Origin of the sequence: Methylobacterium sp. NPDC097929 (assembly GCF_049543375.1) — a bacterium.
Classification (GTDB): Bacteria; Pseudomonadota; Alphaproteobacteria; order Rhizobiales; family Beijerinckiaceae; genus Methylobacterium.
The window spans coordinates 772,443-790,665 of the sequence record NZ_JBMVEP010000001.1; the positions used below are offsets into that span (position 1 = coordinate 772,443).

Consider the following 18,223-nt stretch of genomic DNA (forward strand, 5'->3'; position numbering starts at 1 on the left):
CTGCGTTGCGCGCCCCTCAGGCGGCGGCGAGCGACATCGACATCGATTCCTTCTTCATCAGCTCGCGGTAGAAGCCGTCGAGATGGGTGAGCTTCTCTGGCGAGCCGTCCTGAACGATCTTGCCCCCCTCCAGCACGACGATCCGGTCGAAATCCTTCAGCGTCGAGAGGCGGTGGGCGATGGCGATCACCGTGCGGCCCTTCATCAGGTTGGCCAGAGCAGCGCGGATCGCCTCCTCGGATTCGGCATCGAGCGCCGAGGTCGCCTCGTCGAGGAGCAGGATCGGCGAGTCCTTCAGGATCGCCCGGGCGATGGCGATGCGCTGGCGCTGGCCGCCCGAGAGCTTCACGCCGCGGTCGCCGACGATGGTGTCGAAGCCTTCCGGCAGAGCCTGGATGAAGTCGGTGCAGTGCGCCGCCTCGGCCGCCTTCCAGACCTCCTCGTCCGTCGCGTCGGGGCGGCCGTAGCGGATGTTCTCGCGCAGGGAGCGGTGAAACATCGACACGTCCTGCGGCACCACCGTGATCGCCTCGCGAAGCGATTCCTGCGTGACCCGGTTGATGTCCTGACCGTTGATCAGGATGCGGCCGCCCTGCACCTCGTAGAAGCGCTGGATCAGCGAGAACAGGGTCGACTTGCCGCCGCCCGACTTGCCCACGAGGCCGACCGTCTGGCCCGGCGGGATCAGGAGATCGAAGTCGGAGAAGACGGTGCGCCCATCGGGGTAGCTGAAGGCCACGTGGTCGAAATGCATCTCCGCGCCGGTCTGGCCGACGAGGGTTTCCGCCTCGGGGTGATCGACGAGTTCGTGCGGTTGCAGCAGGGTGTGCAGCGCCTCGGAGAGGCGGGCGGTGTGCTGGGTCGCGTCCACCAGCGCCACGGCGAGGTCGCGGGTCGCGGCCAGGATGCGGATGCCCAGCGTGCAGACCAGCACGACCTGACCGGTGGTGGCTTGGCCCGCTTCCCACATCTTGATCGACCAATAGAGCAGGCCGAGGATCGAGATGACGGTGAGGATGGCGTGGGTGATGCGCAGCTTCTCGAGATAGAGCAGCGACGAGCGGCGCGCCCGCATCTCCGAGCCGATGGTGCCGTCGAAGCGGACGATCTCTCGGTTGAAGGCGGAGAAGGCGCGAACGAGCGGCATGTTGCCGACGAGATCGACCATCTCGCCGTCGACGCTGGCGGCTTTTGCCGCGAAGTCGTGGTGCAGCGGCTTGCCGGCCGAGGCCATCTTGAACATCAGGAGCACGACCGCGGCGAAGATGCCGGCGAGAACCAGCGCCATCGTGAGGTTCACGGTGCCGATGTAGATGATCGACAGCGTGGCCGCGACGCAGGGCGGCATCACGTTGAACGTGAACATGTTCTCGACGGTGAAGATCGCGTTCGAGGTCGCGGTGATGCGCGAGGCCAGCGTGCCCGGCTGGCGGTCCGCGAAGAAGGACGGGGCGTGGCCCGTCATGTGGCGGAAGAGATCGCGACGGATGTCGCCGGTCACGCCCACGAAGGTGAAGGCGCCGACCAGCGCCGCGACACGCCAGAGCAGGTTGTCGGCGGCGATGAAGGCGATCAGCAAGGCCAGCGCCGACCAGACCTGCCCGGTGCTCGGCCCCTTGCCGAGGGCGTCCACCACGCCCTTCAGGGCGTAGTCCGTCGAGACCGAGAAGGTCACGGCGCCGAGAACGGCGAACAGGATCACCAGATGGGGGATGATCCGGCGCTTGAGATAGCGCCCGACGAAGGCCCCCGGCCTGTTGGCGTATTGGCAGAGATCTTCCATCGCGATCGTCAGTCCCGATTCGATCAGACCCGCTGGGCGCCGATTGTGGCTGAAGGGCGCGCAAGGCACCCGTTAACCGCAACGCGAAGCGTCGCCTTATGTTTCGCGCGCATGCAGCTTTCCACCCGGTAAGGCGGCGAAGCTGAACCGAACTTGAGCGTGGATGCGGCGCACAACGATTCCAAGCGCGTCGCGCCGCGCAGGTCAAGGCTCCCGGCGGAAGCTCTCCCCCCTCACGCCGCCTCGTTTCCATCCGTTCGGCGGGTTTCCGGCATGATGAGAAGGACGAGTGCCAGCCCGGCCGCTCCGACCACGGCGAGACCGAGGAAGGCCGCTTGGCTGCCGAGTTCGTCCGCCATGAAGCCGGCGAGCGCCGTGGACAGGGCCGCGCCGATGCCCATGCCGGTCCCGACCGCGCCGAGCGCGGTGTTGAAGCGGCCCGTTCCCCGGGTCACGTCGGAGACGATCAGCGGCACCATCACCCCGAGCACCGAGGCGGAGATTCCGTCGAAGACCTGGATCGCCACCATCCAGTAGGGGTCGCTCACGAGGGCGAAGAGCAGCCCGCGGATCGGCAGGGCGGCGAAACCGATCAGGAGGAGGGGCTTTCGGCCCCAGCGCTGGGCGAGCCGGCCGACGAAGGGGGCGGTCAGGGCCAGCACCGCCTGCGGGACCATGATGCAGGCGGCCACCAGGGCCGTGGCGGTCTCGCTCGCCCGCAGGGTCATGACGCTGCCGACCAGCGGCAGCATCGCCGCGTTGGCGAGGAAGAACAGCACCATGCAGGCGGCAAAGCACAGCAGTGCCCGGTTCTTCAGGAACGCGCCGAGGCCGCCGGCCGCAGGCCGCTCGGGCTCGCGGGGCGCCGCGCTCCGGGCCTGACCCGGCTCGGGGTTCCGGCCCGACGGAATGAAGGAGAGCGAGACCAGGGCCGGGATCACGAGGAGGCCGGCGAGGTAGAACACCGCGTCGTTCGAGAGGTAGTAGCCGATCGCCCCCATGCCGGCGGCGCCGAGCGCGTTGCCGATCGCCGAGAAGCTGGCGTTGCGCCCCAGCCGCTCGCCGGCACGGGCATGGCCGACGAGGCCGATGGAGATCGCGGCGATGGACGGCGTCAGCACGCAGCTCGCCGCCGAGTGGAGCGCCATGGCGAGCATGACGGAGAGATAGGTGGGGAAGGCCGCGAGCATCACGGCGCTCGCCCCGACCCAGAAGGCGGAGAAGGCGGCCGCGAAGCGCTTGGAACGGGAGGCGTCGACGAAGGCGCCGCCGGGCATCTGCCCGAGCAGGCTCACGAGGCTGCCGACGGTCAGGGCGAGGCCGATATCGGCCTGCGTCCACTTCTGCTGGGTGAAGTAGACGGCGACGAAGGGCCCGAAGCTGGTCTGAAGGTTGGCGATGAAGAAGGTGAACGCGTCCAGGCCGTAGGTCGCCCGGCGCGACGGCCCGGTCGGGCCGTGCGCGGGCTCGCTCGGACGACCCGGGCGGCGGCCCGGCCGCGCACCGGCGCGGTCGCGGGGGTCGCTGCGGGGGATGTCGCGTTCGCGCGAGGGAACCGCGCGCCTCTCCGTCACCGGGCTGGCCGTCATTTGTCCGGCGTCTTCTCCTGCGGCCGGTCGGCGGCCTTGTCGGAGGGCGCGGCGGCCTTCTCGGCGGCGGGCGCGGCGGAGGCGTCGCTCTCGGGCGGCGGGCTCGGGCTGGTGGCGCCGAGCACCACGATGGGCTCGCCGGACTTGTACTCGGGCGAGACGCGGACCTGATTCCGGTTGAGCTGGAGCGTCAGGCGGCCGACCTTGCCCTCGGTCGTGAACTTCAGGACGCGCCAATCGACGGCGATCTTGCGGGAGCCGACCCCGAGGAAGCCGCCGAAATCGATCACCGCGGCGCGGGGGCGCCCGTCGCGGTCGACGATGACGTCGATGATCCGGCCGAGGTCGTCGCCGTTCATGGCGCGCACGCTCTTGCCGAGCAGGCTCTCGTAATCCTGGGTGTCGAGCACCACCGCGGGCGTGCCCCCGCCCTGGGAGGGCACCGCGGTGCCGTTCTGGGTGGGCAGCGGCTGGGACGCAGGCGGCGTCGCCGGCGCCACGGCCGGCTGAGGCGGCGAGGCCGCCGGGGGAGGCGTCGGCGTGGCCGCGGGGGGCGGGGCCTCGCCGGATGCGCCCGATGGTCCCCCCGATGTCCCCTCTGCGGCCACGGCCGCCGTGGCGAGGAGGGCGATCGCCGGTGTCACGATCGTCCGTAGCAGTCTGACCACCCCAGTACCTCTCGACAGTCTGGCAATTCGCGCGCCGGGTCCGACGGATCGGTCGCACCCGGACGGTATGGTGCAGGCGGACGCATCGTCCATGCCCGGCAACAAGGGCGAAGTTGTGGATGGCTCGGCGCAGCGCCGCCGGAAGCCCCACCCGCTCCCGGGCAGCCGGAGCGGGCGGGCAGGTGGCGTGGACACCGTCGCGCGCCGTCTGGTTTTCGCCAAATCCCTGTCCTAGAGCGGTATTCGAGACGACACGACAGGACGCCCTGAGGTTCGGGGCGCCCGGCACGAGGACAGGACTGCCCATGCCCCACCCGTCCAGACTTTGCGCTGCGGCGCTCCTCGCCGCGAGCCTCGGCGGCTGCCAAGCCCTGGGCGGCGGCGGCGGCGTCATGCCGGAATCCGAACTCGGACCGCCGCCCTCCATGCGCGGAAGCCTGCCGGCGCGCGCGACCCGCAGCGCCCAGGTCGACGACGACGCCCCGATCGCGACCCGGCCGACGCGCTCGCTCGAACTGCCCAAGAACGTCCGCGGCGAGACCCGCACCGCCGATACCGGCCCCCGCCGCATCCGGCGCGAGGAGATCGACGGCGAGCCGGCGGCGCAGAGCAGCTCCGGCGGCCTCGCGCCTCAGATGGGGGCGGGCGGCAGCGTCGGCCTCGGCGGCAAGTTCTGAGCGGGGTCGGCCGCGACTACGCGGTCGGCGCCTTGCGGCCCCCGTAGTGATCGTCGAGGCGGCCGCCATAGCCCGGATCGGAGAAGGGATCCTCGCCGGGCCCGTGGGTCGGCGCACCCTCCAGCTCGGCGGGGTCGATGTCGACCACGTAGCCGCCGAGTTCGACCGAGTAGGTCAGGGCCTTCCACGGCAGCGGATGGTAGGCCTCGCCGAAGCCGAGGAAGCCGCCGAAGGACAGGACGGCGTAGGCGACCTGCCCCGAAACCTTGTCGACCATGAAATTGTGAACGCTGCCGAGATGGCGGCCGGTGCCGTCGTAGACCGGCGTGCCCTCGACCTTGTCGGAGGCGATCAGCCGGGGCGTCTCGGAGGTCGCCACGCCCTCGCCGGAGCCGGGGTCCAGCTCCAGGCTTCCCGGCTTCCGGTAGCTTCGCTCCTCGGGCAGGTCCGTCGGCATCCGCATCTCCACGCTGTCCCCGATCGGGGTCTTGTTTGAATGCGGCGCACCCGTCACGGTTCCGCGACCGATCACGATGCGCGATTCGCGGGGCCGGACACCCGCTCCGCACGTGTGAAGGGCCCGCCGCGCTGCGGATAAGCTCCGCTGATCTGTGGATGGACGAGGGTCCGACACCGTTCTCCCCTTGGAACGGGCGCGGCACCGCTTAGTTGTTGGACCTTAGTGCCCCGAGGCCCCCGGGCTCGTGTCACCTATCTGCCGGACCGCAGGACGGAGGGAAACCATGGCTACCAAGACGACGGAGAAGAAGGCGGCTGCGCCCAAGAGCGCTCCGAAGAAGGAGACTGCCACCAAGGCCGCCTCCGGCACGAAGCCCAACGCCCTTCAGCAGCCCCTGAAGCCGTCTCCCGAACTCGCCGCCATCGTCGGCGACAAGCCCCTGCCGCGCGGCGAAGTCGTCAGCAAGGTGTGGGAGCACATCAAGAAGCACAATCTCCAGAACCCGGAGAACAAGCGCGAGATCGTCGCCGACGACAAGCTGAAGAAGATCTTCGGCAAGGATAAGTGCTCGATGTTCGAGATGAACAAGCACCTCGCCGCGCACCTGAAGTCCTGATCGCGACCTGAGACGTTCGCGGACCGTCCCTCCGGAGCGGTGCCGGCTTGGCGCAGGCCGGCCCGTCTTCCCCGGCGGCAGACCCCACGCGACGCCTCAGGCGATCCCGCGCAGCACGCCGCCATCGACCCGCAGGGCCGCCCCCGTGGTGGCGCTCGCGGCGGGCGTGCAGAGATAGGCCACCATGCTGGCCACCTCCTCCGGCTGCGCGAGGCGCTTCAGGAGCGAGGTCGGACGGTTCTCGGCGATGAAGGCGCGGCCCTTGGCTTCGAGGTCGCCCTCGCCCCCGCCCATCGATTCGAGGAAATCGGCGACGCCTTCGGTGAGCGTCGGGCCGGGCAGGACGCTGTTGACGGTGACGCCGCTGCCTCCGACCGTCTCGGCGAGACCGCGGGAGACGGCGAGTTGGGCCGTCTTCGTCACGCCGTAATGGACCATCTCGACGGGGATGTTGATCCCCGACTCGCTTGCGATGAAGACGATCCGCCCCCAGCCGCGCTCCGCCATGCCGGGGCCGTAGGCCCGTGACAGGCGGATGCCGCTCATCACGTTGACCTCGAAGAAGCGGCGCCACTCGGCATCCGGGATCTCGAAGAAGGGCTGCGGCTCGAAGATCCCGGCATTGTTGACGAGGATGTCGACCCGCGGCAGCGCGGCGACGAGTTCGGCCGTGCCCTCCTCGGTGCCGACATCGCCGATGCCGGCGATGAACGCACCCTCGGGCACCTCGCCGCGCAGCCGCTCGATCGCCGCATCGACCCGCTCGGCGGTGCGCCCGTTGACCGCGACGTAGGCGCCGAGCTGCCCGAGAGCGCGGGCGACGGCGTAGCCGATGCCGCCGGTCGAGCCCGTCACGAGGGCGCTGCGCCCCTTCAGATCGATGTCCATCGCCCGTCCCGCCCAAGGCGCCCGCGCCCAGCGGACGCTTCCATGGCCACAACGCGCGAGCCCGGAATTGGTGCGTCGCGGGAGCGGCGATCAGGGTCCCGTCCGGCGCAGACCGCTCGCCACCGCCCCGGCCAGCGACAGGGCGACGGCGCACCACAGCGTGAGGGCGAAGGCGCCCGCCGGCCCGCCGGCGGCGATGCCGAACAGCACGGCCACCAGCGCCGCCCCGAGGGATTGACCGACGAGACGGGCGCTCGACTGCATCCCGCTCGCCCCGCCGCTGCGCTCCCGTGGGGCGCTGGTGATGATGATCTTGTTGTTGGGCGACTGGAACAGCCCGAAGCCGAGTCCGCAGAGGGTGAGGCGCCAGACCACGTCGAGGGTCGTCGGTGCCGGGGGCAGCAGGGCCAGCCCGGTGAGGCCCACCGCCAGCAGGACGAGGCCGAGGCTGCCCAGGAGGCCCGGCGGGTAGCGGTCGGCGAACCGGCCCGAGAGCGGCGCCACCGCAGCGATGGCGAGCGGCCAGGGCGTCATCAGCAGGCCGGTGTGCGCCTCCGAGAAGCCCAGGCCTTCTTGGAAGTAAAAGGGCAGAGCGACGTAGGCGGTCATCTGCGCCGAGAACGAGCAGATCGAGGCCACCATCGAGAGGGCGAAGGCCGGAATCCGCAGGAGGTCGAGGGGCAGGAGCGGCACGGCCCGGCGCAGCTGCATGCGCACGAAGACGAAGCCGACGACGAAGGCGGCGGCGATCTCCGCAGAGGCGAGCGGACGCATGTTCGGATCGGCGAGTCCGTCGACCCCGACGATCAGGAGGCCGATGGTCAGAGCGTTGAGGCAGGCGCTGCCGATGTCGAAGCGGCGGGCGGAGCGGGGGGTGAGCGGCAGGGTGCGCGAGCCCACCGCCAGAGCCACGGCCCCGACCGGCAGGTTGACGAGGAACAGCCAGGGCCATGTCGCCACCGAGAGGATCGCGGCGGCGATGGTCGGCCCCGCGGCGGAGGCGACCGCCACGATGAGCGCCACGTTGCCGACCCCGCGCCCGATCAGGCGGTGGGGATAGATGAAGCGCACGAGCGCGATGTTGACGCTCATGATCCCGGCCGCGCCCAGGCCCTGCGCCACCCGCGCGGCGGTGAGGCTCGTCAGGTCCGGCGCGAGCGCGCAGGCGAGCGAGGCGAGGGTGAAGACGGCGAGCCCGCCGAGATAGACCCGGCGATAGCCCAGGATTTCCCCCAGGCTCGCGAGCGGCAGCAACGCGGCGGTGACCGCGATCTGGTAGGCGCTGACGACGAAGATGGCTTCGGAGGGGGGCACGGTGAGATCGCGGGCGATCACGGGCAGGGCGACGTTGACGATCGCCCCGTCGAGCACCGCCATGGTCATGGCGAGCGCGATTGCGCCGAGCGCCAGCCAACGCTCGCGCGGCGGCAGCCCGTCCGTGCCGCTTCCCCCCGTGATCGTCTGCGCGCTCACCTTGTCACCTTCCGGAGCTTGCAGGCGGCCCATCCGCCCTATCTGTCCGTCACCGGACGACACCGAGCCAACAGCTGGCCGACAGGCCGAGACGGAGCTTCCATGCGTGCCCTCCCGATCCTCGCGCTGTGCCTCGCGCCGCTTCTGGCGCTGACACCCGCCCCGGCGCCTGCCGAGGAGACGCCGCCCCCTGTGCCGCTCGGCATCGGGCTCGAAGGCTTCGCCTATCCCTTCCCGGTGCGCTTCCTGCCGCTGACCCGCGACGGCGAGGCCCAGCGCCTCGCCTACATGGACGTGCCCCCCCCCGACAACGCCAACGGCCGCACGGTGCTTCTGCTGCACGGGCGCAACTTCCCCTCGAGCTACTGGGAGCCGGTGATCCGCACCCTCTCGAATGCGGGCTTCCGCGTCGTGGTCCCCGACCAGCTCGGCTTCGGCAAGTCCTCGAAGCCGATCGGCGCCTTCACCTTCGACCGCATGGCCGCCGACACGGTGGCGCTCGCCGACAGCCTCAAGATCCCGCGCTTCGACATCGTGGCCCATTCCATGGGCGGCATGCTCGCGGTGCGCATCGCCCGCAGCTTCCCGCAGCGGGTTAATTCCCTGGTGCTGGAGGCGCCGATCGGTCTCGAGGATTACCGCTACAGCGTGCCGCCCGTCTCCGACGAGACGCTGATGGCCCGCGAGGGCGACCTGAGCGCGGAGGCCTACCGCAAGCAGCTGATGACGAGCTACGCGCTCTCGATTCCGGCCTCGGCGATCGAGCCGTTCGTGTCGATCCGCGAGCGGGTGAAGGGCTCGGGCGAGTACCCGCGCTGGCTCAGGTCCTTCGTGAATTCCTACCAGATGATCTGGGGCCAGCCGGTGGTCCACGAGATCCCGCTCGTCAAGGCGCCGACCCTGTTCGTGATGGGCGCCAACGACCGCAACGCGCCGGGGAAAGGCTTCGCGCCGACGGAACTGCGCTCCGGGATGGGCGACAACACCGGCCACGCTCGGGCGCTCGCCAACCGGATGCCCAACGGGAAGGCGGAGGTCATCAACAATGTCGGCCACCTCGTCCACATGGAGGCGACCGAGATGTTCAACGCATTGACGCTCGAGTTCCTCAACACGCACTGAACCGGGCGCAGCGCGCCGGCCCTTCGCCACGGAAGATCGACGGAAGATCGGGAGACGGACGATGGATGTCGGCTTCATCGGGCTCGGACGGATGGGCCGGGCCATGGCGGCGCGGCTCGTCGCGGCGGGCCACCGGGTGCGGGTCTGGAACCGCTCGCCCGAGGCGGCCCGTGCGGTCGAGGGCGCCGAGCCCGTGACGAGCGCCGCGGAGGCGTTCGCGGGCGATGCCGCGTTCACCATGCTCGCCGACGACGCGGCCCTGCGCGCCGTCACCGTCGAGGGGGGGCTGCTCGATTCCGGGCAGCGGCCCGGCGTGCATGTCGGCATGTCCACGATCTCGGTGGCGCTCGCCCGGGAGCTGGCGGCGATCCACGAACGGGCGGGCGTTCCTTACGTCTCCGCCCCCGTCTTCGGCCGGCCGGACGCGGCGTCGAGCGGCGCCCTTCACATCATCGCCGCGGGCGACGACGCGGCCATCGCCCGGGTGCAGCCGCTCTTCGACGCCATGGGCCAGAAGACCTGGCGCTTCGGCGCGGAGCCGGAGCGGGCCAACGCCGTCAAGCTCGCGGGCAATTTCATGCTGGTCTCGGCCATCGAGGCGATGGGCGAGGCGGCGGCCTTCGCGGAGGGGCACGGCATCGCCGGCGCCGACGTGCTGGAAATGCTCACCAGCACGCTCTTCGCCTCGCCGGTCTACAAGAATTACGGCGCCATGATCATGGAAGGGCGCTACGAGCCGCCGGGCTTCACCATCCGGCTCGGTCTCAAGGACGTGCGGCTCGCACTGGCCGCGGGCGAGGCGGTCAACGTGCCGATGCCCTTCGCCAGCGTGCTGCGCGACAACCTCCTCGACGCCATCGCCCACGGCGACGGCGACAAGGATTTTGCCGGCCTTGCGACGGTGGCCGCCCGACGCAGCGGGCGCTGAGGCGCCCGCCCGGGTCGAACCGCTACCGCTTGGTGTTGGTGGCGGTCTGGCCGAACATCACTTTCTTGGCGTCCTCGTTCATCGGCTGACCATAGTTCGGGTTGACCTCGGCGGCACGGGCATAGGCGGCCTGGGTCGCGGGACGCTCGGCAATCGCCTCGAACCAGCGCTTGAGATGCGGGTGGTCGTCGAGGCGCTGGCCCTGCTTCTCCCACGGCACGATCCAGGGATAGGCCGCCATGTCGGCGATGGTGTAGTCGGCGCCCGCGACGAAGGCACGGTCTGCAAGCCGCCGGTCGAGCACGCCGTAGAGGCGGTTGGTCTCCTTGAGGTAGCGGTCGATCGCGTAGGGGACCTTCTCCGGCGCGTATTGCGAGAAGTGATGATTCTGGCCGAGCATCGGCCCGAGGCCGCCCATCTGCCAGAACAGCCATTGCAGGGTCTCGGCCCGGCCGCGCAGGTCGGCGGGCAGGAAGCGCCCGGTCTTCTCCGCGAGGTAGAGCAGGATCGCTCCCGACTCGAACAGCGAGACCGGCTCGCCGCCATCGGCGGGCGCCCGATCGACGATGGCGGGCATGCGGTTGTTGGGCGCGATCTTGAGGAAGGCCGGGTCGAACTGGGCGCCCTTGCCGATGTCCACCGGATGGATCGTGTAGGGGAGGCCGGCCTCCTCCAGGAACATCGTCACCTTGTGGCCGTTCGGGGTCGGCCAGTAGTGGAGGTCGATCATCGTGTGCCTCGTTTCCGGGCGCGCGGGGCGCCGCCGCCGGTTCTGCGGCGAGGTGGCATCGCCCCACCGCGCGATCAAGCCGGGCGCGCTTGCGCGTGAGGGTCCGAACCCAATCAGTTCGCCATCATCAAAAGCAGCTTTTGGTGGTGGGAAGACGCCATCAATTCGTAAGATGCATCACGAGCAACCGGTCGATGAGAGCAGTGAGTGCTTCACGCTGCGGGCTTCCTTCGTCGCGCCGCAAAAACGAGGCAACGGTCTCTTCTGTTGTGTTCCGATTTGCACCCTCACCAACCCGGCGCACGACAGGCCTGCCTTGAGCGTCGAGCGTCAAGAACCATCGCGTACCATCTTCATCTACACTGAGATGCTGAAGCTCTTTCGACTCCCGGAATGCCTCGATCGGAACGCCGAGCGATTCCGCGAGTTCACGCAGACGATTTGTTTCTGACGTGGCATTCGGCCTCTTCCAGTCCGAAGGCAGGATAGAGCTCATGTCGTTCGACTTCCCTACACGCCCAAGACCTTTGGCAGCGAAGCTGATAGAAGCAACTCCCTTAAGGGACTCCCTGTTTTAGCATCGGGCTGGGTGTTTGGGCATGCCGTATGGTGCAAGTCGATACTGGCTGGACTTTCTGCCCGACGCATTGACTGCCTCTCAAGTCGGCATTTGGGAGACGGATTTCGAAAACGACCGTACCGTTGCGGACGCAACCACCGCCGCCTTGTTCGGTCTCGACCCGGCGCAAGCCGCGAGGGGATTGCCGCTGGCAGCTTATGCGCAAGCCATCTTTCCGGCTGACCGGGAAGAGTTTTCCACCAACATCCATCGCGTGTGTGAGCATGGAGGATTGTTAGTCACCGCGTATCGCGTGCGCTCGGCAGCGAGCGGGGTACGTTGGCTGTTGGCGCGAGGTCACTACAAACGCGATGATAACACCGGAGAAGTTGTCGGGCGAGGCATCGTCGTTGACATTTCCGAGATCAAGCAGAATGCGCAAGCGCAAGATTGCGCCCTCTTCGTTCTGCCGAGAAAGGACGAGCATCCGCTCGATCGTCTCGCGACCTATGCGCTTCAGGCACGGCGCGTGATTGATGAAACTGCCGAGCATGAGCGGCCAGCGCTGCAGCAGGCCGTCGAGACCTTGCTTTGGGCAGTCGGACGAGCGCTTGCCAAGCGTAGCCACTTTTGAAATTTGTTTGCCGAAAGCAAGCAACGCCCGCTCTGTCACGCGAACAGTCCCTCACGAGGTCAAGCCGATTCAGTCTTGGCCTTCGGGTCATCGCTCCGCGCGACGGCCCTGGCTCCCGAGCCTTGTGCGCATTCTTCCAACGAAGCCTTCACTGTTTCCGTGCTGCGATGGCGCGTCGGTGAGGGGAGTGAATGATGATCTCGGCGGTCTCGACAAGCTCGGCGGGCCTCAACGCCGCCCTCCAGCGCTTCGACGGGGCGGCGGCTCTCGTCGCCTCGCCCCAGTCGGCGGCCGAGCCGACCGCGGCGGTCACCGACGTCGTCTCGGCCTCTTTCGGCGTGGCGGTGAACACGGCGGTGCTGAAATCCTCGATCGAATCCGAGAAGCGCGTCCTCGATATTCTCGTCTGAGGGAGGTTTTGGGCCGCGCCAACGCCCATGCGTGCATCCGTCCGCCTTGCCGCGGCGGGGCCGAGGCGGTATCTCCGTCGGGCCCTTGAGAGGGGGTGTCGGGGTGTAGCGCAGTCTGGTAGCGCATCTGCTTTGGGAGCAGAGGGTCGTAGGTTCGAATCCTATCGCCCCGACCATGCTTAAAGCCCGGAGCCGTCAGCCGTCCGATGTCGAGCGCCCGCATCTATCGTCCCACCAAGGATCCCACGCAGTCCGGGCTCGCCCGCACCAAGCAGTGGGTGCTGGAATTCGATCGGACCAGCCCGCGCGAGATCGATCCGCTGATGGGCTGGACCAGCTCGTCCGACATGCTCCAGCAGGTGCGGCTGGAATTCGACACGGCCGAGGAAGCGGTGGCCTACGCCAAGTCGGCTGGCATCGCCTTCCAGGTCGAGGAGACCAAGCCCCCGCTGCCGCGCCGGGGCCTGTCCTACTCCGACAATTTCAAGTTCAACCGCACCGCGCCCTGGACGCATTGAGGCCTCGCCTCGACGCGAGACCGGCTCAGCGGCCCTTCCGCTCCGCCCAGGCGCGGTAGGGGCTGGGCTCGCCCGGCAGCGGATGGTGGCGCACCTGCATCGGCTGCTCGTCCAGCGGCCGGCAGAGTTCGGCGTAGATGCCGGCGCTGACGAGCCCTTCGGCCTCCGCCTCCTCCGCCGTGAAGGCGAAGTAGCCTCGGCCGATCCCGGCGAGCCGCATCGCCGCGTGGCACATCGGGCAAGGCCGCCCGCTGGCGTAGACGATGCAATCCGCGAGCTTCGGCCGGCCGAGGCTCCGGCTCGCCGCGCGCAAGGCCACCATCTCGGCATGGTCGGTGGGGTCGTTGGTGGCGTGGATGCGGTTGGCCGCCCGTGCGACGACCCGACCCTCGGCAACGATGACCGCGCCGTAGGGGCTGCCACCCTCGGCGACGTTGGCGAGCGCGAGTTCGGTGGCCTCGCGCAGGTAGCTCTCGTGATCCGGCATCTCGTCTCCTCTCGTCAGAACGCGTAGCGCACCCGGCAATAGGGCATCCGCTCGGCGAGCAGCGCCTTGAAGCGGGCGAGCCATTTCCCCTTCCAGCCCGTGCGGTAGCGCAGGTTGTCGCCGCCGCCCTCGGAGCGCTTGGTCTCCTGGATGTCCGGCCGCCAGAGCAGGTCCTCGGCTTTGGGGTGCCAGCCGAGATTGACGTCATGCAGCCCGGCATTGTGGGTCAGCATGATGATCTCGCATTTGAGCTGGGCTTTGGCCGCCTGCGAGATCGTCCCGTCGATCTCGTCGAACAGGGCCGCCCAATCCGCCTCCCAGCCCTCGTAGAGGATCACGGGGGAGAAGTTGACGTGGACCTCGTAGCCCGCCGCCAGGAAGTCGTCGATCGCCGCGATCCGTTCCGGCATCGGCGCGGTGCGCACGTCGACCACCCGGGCGATCCGAGCGGGCATCAGCGAGAAGCGGATGCGGGTGCGCCCCTGCGGATCGTAGGCGAGCAGGTCGCGGTTGACCGCCTTGGTGGCGAAGGAGCCCTTGGCGTTGGGCAATCCACGGAACAGCGCCACGAGATCGCGGACGTTGTCGCAGATCATCGCGTCGACCGAGAGGTCGCCGTTCTCGCCGAGATCGTAGACCCAGGCCGCCTCGTCGATCTGGTCGGGCTCGGGCAGCGGACCCTGCTTGGCCGCGTGGCGGGTGATCGCCGCGCCGACCGCCTCGACGTTCACGAACAGCGAGATCGGGTTGGAGAAACCCTTGCGGCGCGGCACGTAGCAATAGGCGCAGGCCATGGCGCAGCCGTTGGAGGTGGACGGCGCGATGAAGTGGGCGGACCGGCCGTTGGGGCGCATCGAGAGCCCTTTCTTTACGCCGAGCACCAGCGTCGAGCGCTTGATCTGCAGCCAATCCTCGACCGAGCCCGCGTTGCCGTGGAGTGCCGGGATGTTCCAGTGCGAGGGCACCGCGATCCGCTCGGCGTTGGGAAACCGCGAAAGAATCTCGCGCCCGCGCGGATAATCGGCGACCGCGGCCTCGTGGAAGATGCGGTCGATGTCGATGAGGTCGCGCCGGGCCATCGCCGGGATCTAGGGCGGCCCCGGCTCTCCGGCGGGTCCTGCGGCGACAGGCCGTCCCCTCATGCCGTCCTGTCGTCGGCCGACAGATACCGCGCCGGGTCCCGTCCTCGCGCGCGAACGCGAAGGGGTCCGACGCCCCCCCGAGCGGGCCGAGACCCGGATGGCTTGCCGCCCGCCTCGCCGTGGCGGGGTGGGCGTTTAGAGCCGTGCGAGCAGCTCCGCTTTCTTGGCGGAGAATTCGGCGTCGGTCAGCACGCCCTTCCGGTGCAGCTCGGCCAGCCGTTCGAGAACCGAGAGGATGTCGGCGGAGGCCGCGCCCGATGCAGTGGGACGCTGCGAGGGGGCGGCGGGCTCGGGCGAGGTCGGGCGAGCCCCGACCGCGGACGACACGGATGACGATACGGGCGCTGCGCCGCCCGTCGGCGCCGACGGTGGGGCCGCCGCGTCCCGCTCGACCGGCGTCAGATCCTCCAGGGAAAAGCTCCCCTGCGGTCCGCTGAAGCGGAACGAGGCGGTCCCGCCCTGCTGCTGCGAGGTGCCGGTGACGATCCGGTCGCCGGTGTCGTAGAGGGCGAGCTGCCCCTCCGTCTCGACGGCCAGGCGCTGCGCCGCGGGGAAGAACGCGTAGCGCGTTCCGTTCTGCGCGCCCGCGCTCGACGGCTGGCCCAGCTCCGCCGGCCACCAATGGCCCGAGGCGGCCTCCTCGCGAAAGCCGGAGAGGGGGAGGGCGGCAGCGAGTTCCGTGCACAGGGCATCGACCCGGGCCTTGAGCGCATGATCGTTCATGCGCCCGACCATGACCATGCCGCCCCGCGACCATTGGCCGAAGCCACCGAGGTCGGGATGATCGAACTGGGCCATGTTGCCCTGTCCCGATTGAAGGGCCCGCAGCAGGTGGCGCACCGCCTCCAGGCTCACGCCGTGACGGTCGGCCAGGGCTTGCAGGCCGCCGGGCCGGTGCTCGGGTTCTTCGATCATGGGCGATTCCCTGCTCGAACGCGGCGCGGCTGACCGTGGCCGCATTGAAACGCGAGCCCGCACCGCCAGTTTCGTCCCTGGCCTAACACATCCGCGTCGGCGCGCTCCGGCGATCAGAAAAATTTGCTGCATCGCGTCAGTCGGCACGGAGCTTCGCCGTTCCGCGCACGTTCTGAATTCGGCCGGGCCCGAGGCGGGGCACCACCAAAACGAGAATGGGACGACGATGGCCGATACCGACAGGACCGCGATGCCGAAGCCGCGCACCTCGCGCACGCGTATCCGCGAGGGCTCGCCCCATCCGCGCGGCGCGACCTGGGACGGGCGCGGCGTCAACTTCGCGCTGTTCTCGGCCCACGCCACCAAGGTCGAGCTGTGCCTGTTCGACGACGAGGGCAAGAACGAGATCGAGCGGATCGAGCTGCCGGAATACACTGACGAGGTCTGGCACGGCTATCTGCCGGACGCGCGCCCCGGCACGATCTACGGCTACCGCGTCCACGGCCCCTACGAGCCGGAGGCCGGTCACCGCTTCAACCCGAACAAGCTCCTGATCGACCCCTACGCCAAGGGGCTGGTGGGCACCATCGAGTGGAACCCGGCCCTGTTCGGCTACAAGATGGAGACCGGCGACGACCTCACCTTCGACGAGCGCGATTCGGCCCCCTACACCCGCCGCAGCCGCGTGATCGACCCGGCCTTCACCTGGGGCCGCGACGCCAAGCCCCGCGTGCCGTGGGAGCGCACCATCGTCTACGAGACCCACGTCAAGGGCTTCACCAAGCTGCACCCGGCGGTGCCGGAGAAGCTGCGCGGCACCTATGCCGGCATGGGCCACCCCGCCGTGCTCGACTACATCAAGAGCCTCGGCATCACCTCGGTCGAGCTCTTGCCGGTGCATTCCTTCGTGCAGGACGACTACCTGCAGCAGAAGGGCCTGATCAATTACTGGGGCTACAACACGATCTCGTTCTTCACGCCCGCCCGGCGCTACGCGGCGGTGCCGGACTTCGCCTTCTCCGAGTTCAAGGAGATGGTGGCCCGCATGCACGGCGCCGGCCTCGAGGTGATCCTCGACGTGGTCTACAACCACACGGCCGAGGGCAACGAGAAGGGTCCGACGCTCTCGTTCAAGGGCGTCGACAACGCCTCCTACTACCGGCTGCTGCCGAACCAGCCGCGCTACTACATCAACGACACCGGCACGGGGAACACCTTCAACCTCTCGCATCCGCGGGTGCTGCAGCTCGTCACCGACAGCCTGCGCTACTGGGCGACCGAGATGCGGGTCGACGGCTTCCGCTTCGATCTCGCCACCATCCTCGGCCGCGAGCCCTACGGCTTCGACGAGGGCGGCGGCTTCCTCGACACCTGCCGCCAGGATCCCGTGCTCAACGACGTGAAGCTCATCGCCGAGCCGTGGGATTGCGGCCCCGGCGGCTATCAGGTCGGCGGCTTCCCGCCGGGCTGGGCCGAGTGGAACGACCGGTTCCGCGACGACGTGCGCGGCTACTGGAAGGGCGATTCCGGGCTGCTGCCGGGGCTCGCCTCGCGCATCACGGCCTCGGCCGACAAGTTCAACAAGCGCGGGCGCCGCCCTTGGGCCTCGGTGAACTTCATCACCGCCCATGACGGCTTCACGCTCAACGACACGGTCTCGTACAACGAGAAGCACAACGAGGCGAACGGCGAGGGCAACCGCGACGGGCACGGCCACAACCTCTCCTACAATTATGGCGTCGAGGGCCCGACCGACGATCCCGAGATCCGCTCGGTGCGGTTGCGCCAGATGCGCAACCTGCTCGCCACCCTGTTCCTGTCGAAGGGCACGCCGATGCTCCTGGCCGGCGACGAGTTCGCCCGCACGCAAAGGGGCAACAACAACGCCTATTGCCAGGACAACGAGGTCTCCTGGGTCGATTGGGGCGCCATCGGCGAGGAGGAGCGGGATCTCGCCGAGTTCACGCAGCGCCTGATCCTGCTGCGCAATTCGCTTCCCATGTTGTCGCGGGGCCGCTTCGTGACGGGCGCCTACGACGAGGAGTTCGGCGTCAAGGACGTGACCTGGCTCACCCCGACCGGCACCGAGATGAGCCCGGAGAACTGGAACGACGGCAACTCGCGCACGCTGGCCGTCCTGCTCGACGGGCGAGCCCAGGCCAGCGGCATCCATCGGCGTGGGGGCGATGCCACCCTGCTCCTGTTCTACAACGCCTATCACGACGTGGTGGACTTCACCTTCCCCGAGGCGCCCGGCGGCACCGCCTGGACTCGGCTGCTCGACACCAACCTGCCCGACAGCCAGGAGGTGGAGAGTTTCGCGGTCGGCGAGAGCTACTCGGTCACGGGCCGCTCGATGCTGATGTTCGTGCTCAAGCCGGTCGAGAACGAGGGCGAGGAGCACACCGACATGGAGCGCTCCTACCAGTACGTGATGCAGGCCTTCGAGCGGGCGAATGTCGAGAGCGTCAGCTTCGGCATCGACGAGGAGGGCTGATCGCACCCGCCTCAGGCACCGCGACCGCATCGTCCCGAAAGTCGCTTTTTAGACTTTCGGGACGGGATCGGCGATGCGAAAGCGAGTGACCGAGCCACGCGTTGCGGAATCGGCGTTCCCGCGATGC

19 protein-coding genes and 1 tRNA gene are annotated in these 18,223 nt (G+C 69.0%); 9 read left to right on the plus strand and 11 right to left on the minus strand.

What is annotated here, in order from left to right:
• Positions 1-16 precede the first annotated feature (16 nt).
• The 3 genes from ACPCJR_RS03690 to ACPCJR_RS03700 form a co-directional block, all read right to left on the minus strand.
• Positions 17-1,783, minus strand: a complete 1,767-nt coding sequence (locus tag ACPCJR_RS03690; RefSeq protein ID WP_331286368.1) for an ABC transporter ATP-binding protein — start codon at positions 1,781-1,783, stop codon at positions 17-19.
• 233 nt (positions 1,784-2,016) lie between these two features.
• Complete coding sequence (locus tag ACPCJR_RS03695) at positions 2,017-3,372, minus strand: MFS transporter (protein ID WP_391510631.1); 1,356 nt, start codon at positions 3,370-3,372, stop codon at positions 2,017-2,019.
• Entirely contained in the window at positions 3,369-4,040 is a 672-nt protein-coding gene (locus tag ACPCJR_RS03700; RefSeq protein ID WP_391510630.1) for a PRC-barrel domain-containing protein, read from the minus strand. The genes ACPCJR_RS03695 and ACPCJR_RS03700 overlap by 4 nt, the downstream gene beginning before the upstream one ends.
• A 305-nt stretch (positions 4,041-4,345) precedes the next feature.
• Here ACPCJR_RS03700 and ACPCJR_RS03705 point away from each other — a divergent pair, with 305 nt between their 5' ends.
• Positions 4,346-4,717, plus strand: coding sequence for a hypothetical protein (locus ACPCJR_RS03705; protein ID WP_391510629.1), 372 nt, complete (start codon positions 4,346-4,348; stop codon positions 4,715-4,717).
• 16 nt (positions 4,718-4,733) lie between these two features.
• On the opposite strand, the gene ACPCJR_RS03710 is transcribed toward ACPCJR_RS03705, so the two are convergent.
• The gene (locus ACPCJR_RS03710) at positions 4,734-5,174 is read right to left on the minus strand and encodes a PRC-barrel domain-containing protein (protein WP_391510628.1); all 441 of its coding nucleotides are present in this window, start codon (positions 5,172-5,174) and stop codon (positions 4,734-4,736) included.
• A 286-nt stretch (positions 5,175-5,460) separates the two neighbouring features.
• Here ACPCJR_RS03710 and ACPCJR_RS03715 point away from each other — a divergent pair, with 286 nt between their 5' ends.
• Entirely contained in the window at positions 5,461-5,793 is a 333-nt protein-coding gene (locus ACPCJR_RS03715) for an SWIB/MDM2 domain-containing protein (protein WP_017486375.1), read from the plus strand.
• 96 nt (positions 5,794-5,889) lie between these two features.
• Here ACPCJR_RS03715 and ACPCJR_RS03720 read toward each other — a convergent pair whose 3' ends face one another.
• Positions 5,890-6,681: an SDR family NAD(P)-dependent oxidoreductase gene (locus ACPCJR_RS03720; RefSeq protein WP_391510627.1), complete on the minus strand. Its 792-nt coding sequence runs from the start codon at positions 6,679-6,681 to the stop codon at positions 5,890-5,892.
• Positions 6,682-6,771: 90 nt separating this feature from the next.
• Positions 6,772-8,187, minus strand: coding sequence for an MFS transporter (locus ACPCJR_RS03725; RefSeq protein WP_391510626.1), 1,416 nt, complete (start codon positions 8,185-8,187; stop codon positions 6,772-6,774).
• A 69-nt stretch (positions 8,188-8,256) separates the two neighbouring features.
• Between ACPCJR_RS03725 and ACPCJR_RS03730 the strand changes: the two genes are divergently transcribed.
• Complete coding sequence (locus ACPCJR_RS03730; protein WP_391510625.1) at positions 8,257-9,276, plus strand: alpha/beta fold hydrolase; 1,020 nt, start codon at positions 8,257-8,259, stop codon at positions 9,274-9,276.
• 61 nt (positions 9,277-9,337) lie between these two features.
• Positions 9,338-10,204: an NAD(P)-dependent oxidoreductase gene (locus ACPCJR_RS03735; protein WP_391510624.1), complete on the plus strand. Its 867-nt coding sequence runs from the start codon at positions 9,338-9,340 to the stop codon at positions 10,202-10,204.
• A gap of 22 nt (positions 10,205-10,226) precedes the next feature.
• On the opposite strand, the gene ACPCJR_RS03740 is transcribed toward ACPCJR_RS03735, so the two are convergent.
• Both ACPCJR_RS03740 and ACPCJR_RS03745 read right to left on the minus strand, forming a co-directional pair.
• A complete protein-coding gene (locus ACPCJR_RS03740) occupies positions 10,227-10,934 on the minus strand; it encodes a glutathione binding-like protein (protein WP_391510623.1) in 708 nt (235 codons plus the stop codon).
• Between the two features lie 160 nt (positions 10,935-11,094).
• Positions 11,095-11,430 (minus strand): hypothetical protein, encoded by a 336-nt coding sequence (locus tag ACPCJR_RS03745; RefSeq protein WP_391510622.1) that lies wholly within the window; start codon positions 11,428-11,430, stop codon positions 11,095-11,097.
• A 103-nt stretch (positions 11,431-11,533) separates the two neighbouring features.
• Between ACPCJR_RS03745 and ACPCJR_RS03750 the strand changes: the two genes are divergently transcribed.
• From ACPCJR_RS03750 to ACPCJR_RS03765, 4 genes are all read left to right on the plus strand, one after another.
• On the plus strand, positions 11,534-12,127 hold the full coding sequence (locus tag ACPCJR_RS03750; protein ID WP_391510621.1) for a PAS domain-containing protein: 594 nt from the start codon (positions 11,534-11,536) through the stop codon (positions 12,125-12,127).
• A gap of 191 nt (positions 12,128-12,318) precedes the next feature.
• On the plus strand, positions 12,319-12,537 hold the full coding sequence (locus tag ACPCJR_RS03755; protein WP_391516790.1) for a hypothetical protein: 219 nt from the start codon (positions 12,319-12,321) through the stop codon (positions 12,535-12,537).
• Between the two features lie 99 nt (positions 12,538-12,636).
• A tRNA-Pro gene (locus ACPCJR_RS03760) sits at positions 12,637-12,713 on the plus strand.
• 30 nt (positions 12,714-12,743) lie between these two features.
• Positions 12,744-13,055, plus strand: coding sequence for an ETC complex I subunit (locus tag ACPCJR_RS03765; RefSeq protein WP_391510619.1), 312 nt, complete (start codon positions 12,744-12,746; stop codon positions 13,053-13,055).
• Between the two features lie 25 nt (positions 13,056-13,080).
• On the opposite strand, the gene ACPCJR_RS03770 is transcribed toward ACPCJR_RS03765, so the two are convergent.
• From ACPCJR_RS03770 to ACPCJR_RS03780, 3 genes are all read right to left on the minus strand, one after another.
• Positions 13,081-13,542, minus strand: a complete 462-nt coding sequence (locus ACPCJR_RS03770; protein ID WP_391510618.1) for a nucleoside deaminase — start codon at positions 13,540-13,542, stop codon at positions 13,081-13,083.
• A gap of 14 nt (positions 13,543-13,556) precedes the next feature.
• A complete protein-coding gene (locus ACPCJR_RS03775) occupies positions 13,557-14,621 on the minus strand; it encodes a spore photoproduct lyase family protein (protein ID WP_391510617.1) in 1,065 nt (354 codons plus the stop codon).
• A 198-nt stretch (positions 14,622-14,819) separates the two neighbouring features.
• Positions 14,820-15,599: an SHOCT domain-containing protein gene (locus ACPCJR_RS03780; RefSeq protein ID WP_391510616.1), complete on the minus strand. Its 780-nt coding sequence runs from the start codon at positions 15,597-15,599 to the stop codon at positions 14,820-14,822.
• A gap of 226 nt (positions 15,600-15,825) precedes the next feature.
• On the opposite strand from ACPCJR_RS03780, the gene glgX reads away from it, so the two are divergent.
• On the plus strand, positions 15,826-18,096 hold the full coding sequence (glgX, locus tag ACPCJR_RS03785; RefSeq protein ID WP_391510615.1) for a glycogen debranching protein GlgX: 2,271 nt from the start codon (positions 15,826-15,828) through the stop codon (positions 18,094-18,096).
• Positions 18,097-18,223: the final 127 nt, after the last annotated feature.

Excerpts from the sequence above, each read along its gene's own strand:
- ACPCJR_RS03690 (WP_331286368.1), bottom strand. The coding sequence starts at position 1,783 with ATGGAAGATCTCTGCCAATACGCCAACAGGCCGGGGGCCTTCGTCGGG.
- ACPCJR_RS03695 (WP_391510631.1), bottom strand. The coding sequence starts at position 3,372 with ATGACGGCCAGCCCGGTGACGGAGAGGCGCGCGGTTCCCTCGCGCGAA.
- ACPCJR_RS03705 (WP_391510629.1), top strand. The coding sequence starts at position 4,346 with ATGCCCCACCCGTCCAGACTTTGCGCTGCGGCGCTCCTCGCCGCGAGC.
- ACPCJR_RS03710 (WP_391510628.1), bottom strand. The coding sequence starts at position 5,174 with ATGCCGACGGACCTGCCCGAGGAGCGAAGCTACCGGAAGCCGGGAAGC.
- ACPCJR_RS03715 (WP_017486375.1), top strand. The coding sequence starts at position 5,461 with ATGGCTACCAAGACGACGGAGAAGAAGGCGGCTGCGCCCAAGAGCGCT.
- ACPCJR_RS03720 (WP_391510627.1), bottom strand. The coding sequence starts at position 6,681 with ATGGACATCGATCTGAAGGGGCGCAGCGCCCTCGTGACGGGCTCGACC.
- ACPCJR_RS03725 (WP_391510626.1), bottom strand. The coding sequence starts at position 8,187 with ATGGGCCGCCTGCAAGCTCCGGAAGGTGACAAGGTGAGCGCGCAGACG.
- ACPCJR_RS03730 (WP_391510625.1), top strand. The coding sequence starts at position 8,257 with ATGCGTGCCCTCCCGATCCTCGCGCTGTGCCTCGCGCCGCTTCTGGCG.
- ACPCJR_RS03735 (WP_391510624.1), top strand. The coding sequence starts at position 9,338 with ATGGATGTCGGCTTCATCGGGCTCGGACGGATGGGCCGGGCCATGGCG.
- ACPCJR_RS03740 (WP_391510623.1), bottom strand. The coding sequence starts at position 10,934 with ATGATCGACCTCCACTACTGGCCGACCCCGAACGGCCACAAGGTGACG.
- ACPCJR_RS03745 (WP_391510622.1), bottom strand. The coding sequence starts at position 11,430 with ATGAGCTCTATCCTGCCTTCGGACTGGAAGAGGCCGAATGCCACGTCA.
- ACPCJR_RS03750 (WP_391510621.1), top strand. The coding sequence starts at position 11,534 with ATGCCGTATGGTGCAAGTCGATACTGGCTGGACTTTCTGCCCGACGCA.
- ACPCJR_RS03755 (WP_391516790.1), top strand. The coding sequence starts at position 12,319 with ATGATGATCTCGGCGGTCTCGACAAGCTCGGCGGGCCTCAACGCCGCC.
- ACPCJR_RS03765 (WP_391510619.1), top strand. The coding sequence starts at position 12,744 with ATGTCGAGCGCCCGCATCTATCGTCCCACCAAGGATCCCACGCAGTCC.
- ACPCJR_RS03770 (WP_391510618.1), bottom strand. The coding sequence starts at position 13,542 with ATGCCGGATCACGAGAGCTACCTGCGCGAGGCCACCGAACTCGCGCTC.
- ACPCJR_RS03775 (WP_391510617.1), bottom strand. The coding sequence starts at position 14,621 with ATGGCCCGGCGCGACCTCATCGACATCGACCGCATCTTCCACGAGGCC.
- ACPCJR_RS03780 (WP_391510616.1), bottom strand. The coding sequence starts at position 15,599 with ATGATCGAAGAACCCGAGCACCGGCCCGGCGGCCTGCAAGCCCTGGCC.
- glgX (WP_391510615.1), top strand. The coding sequence starts at position 15,826 with ATGGCCGATACCGACAGGACCGCGATGCCGAAGCCGCGCACCTCGCGC.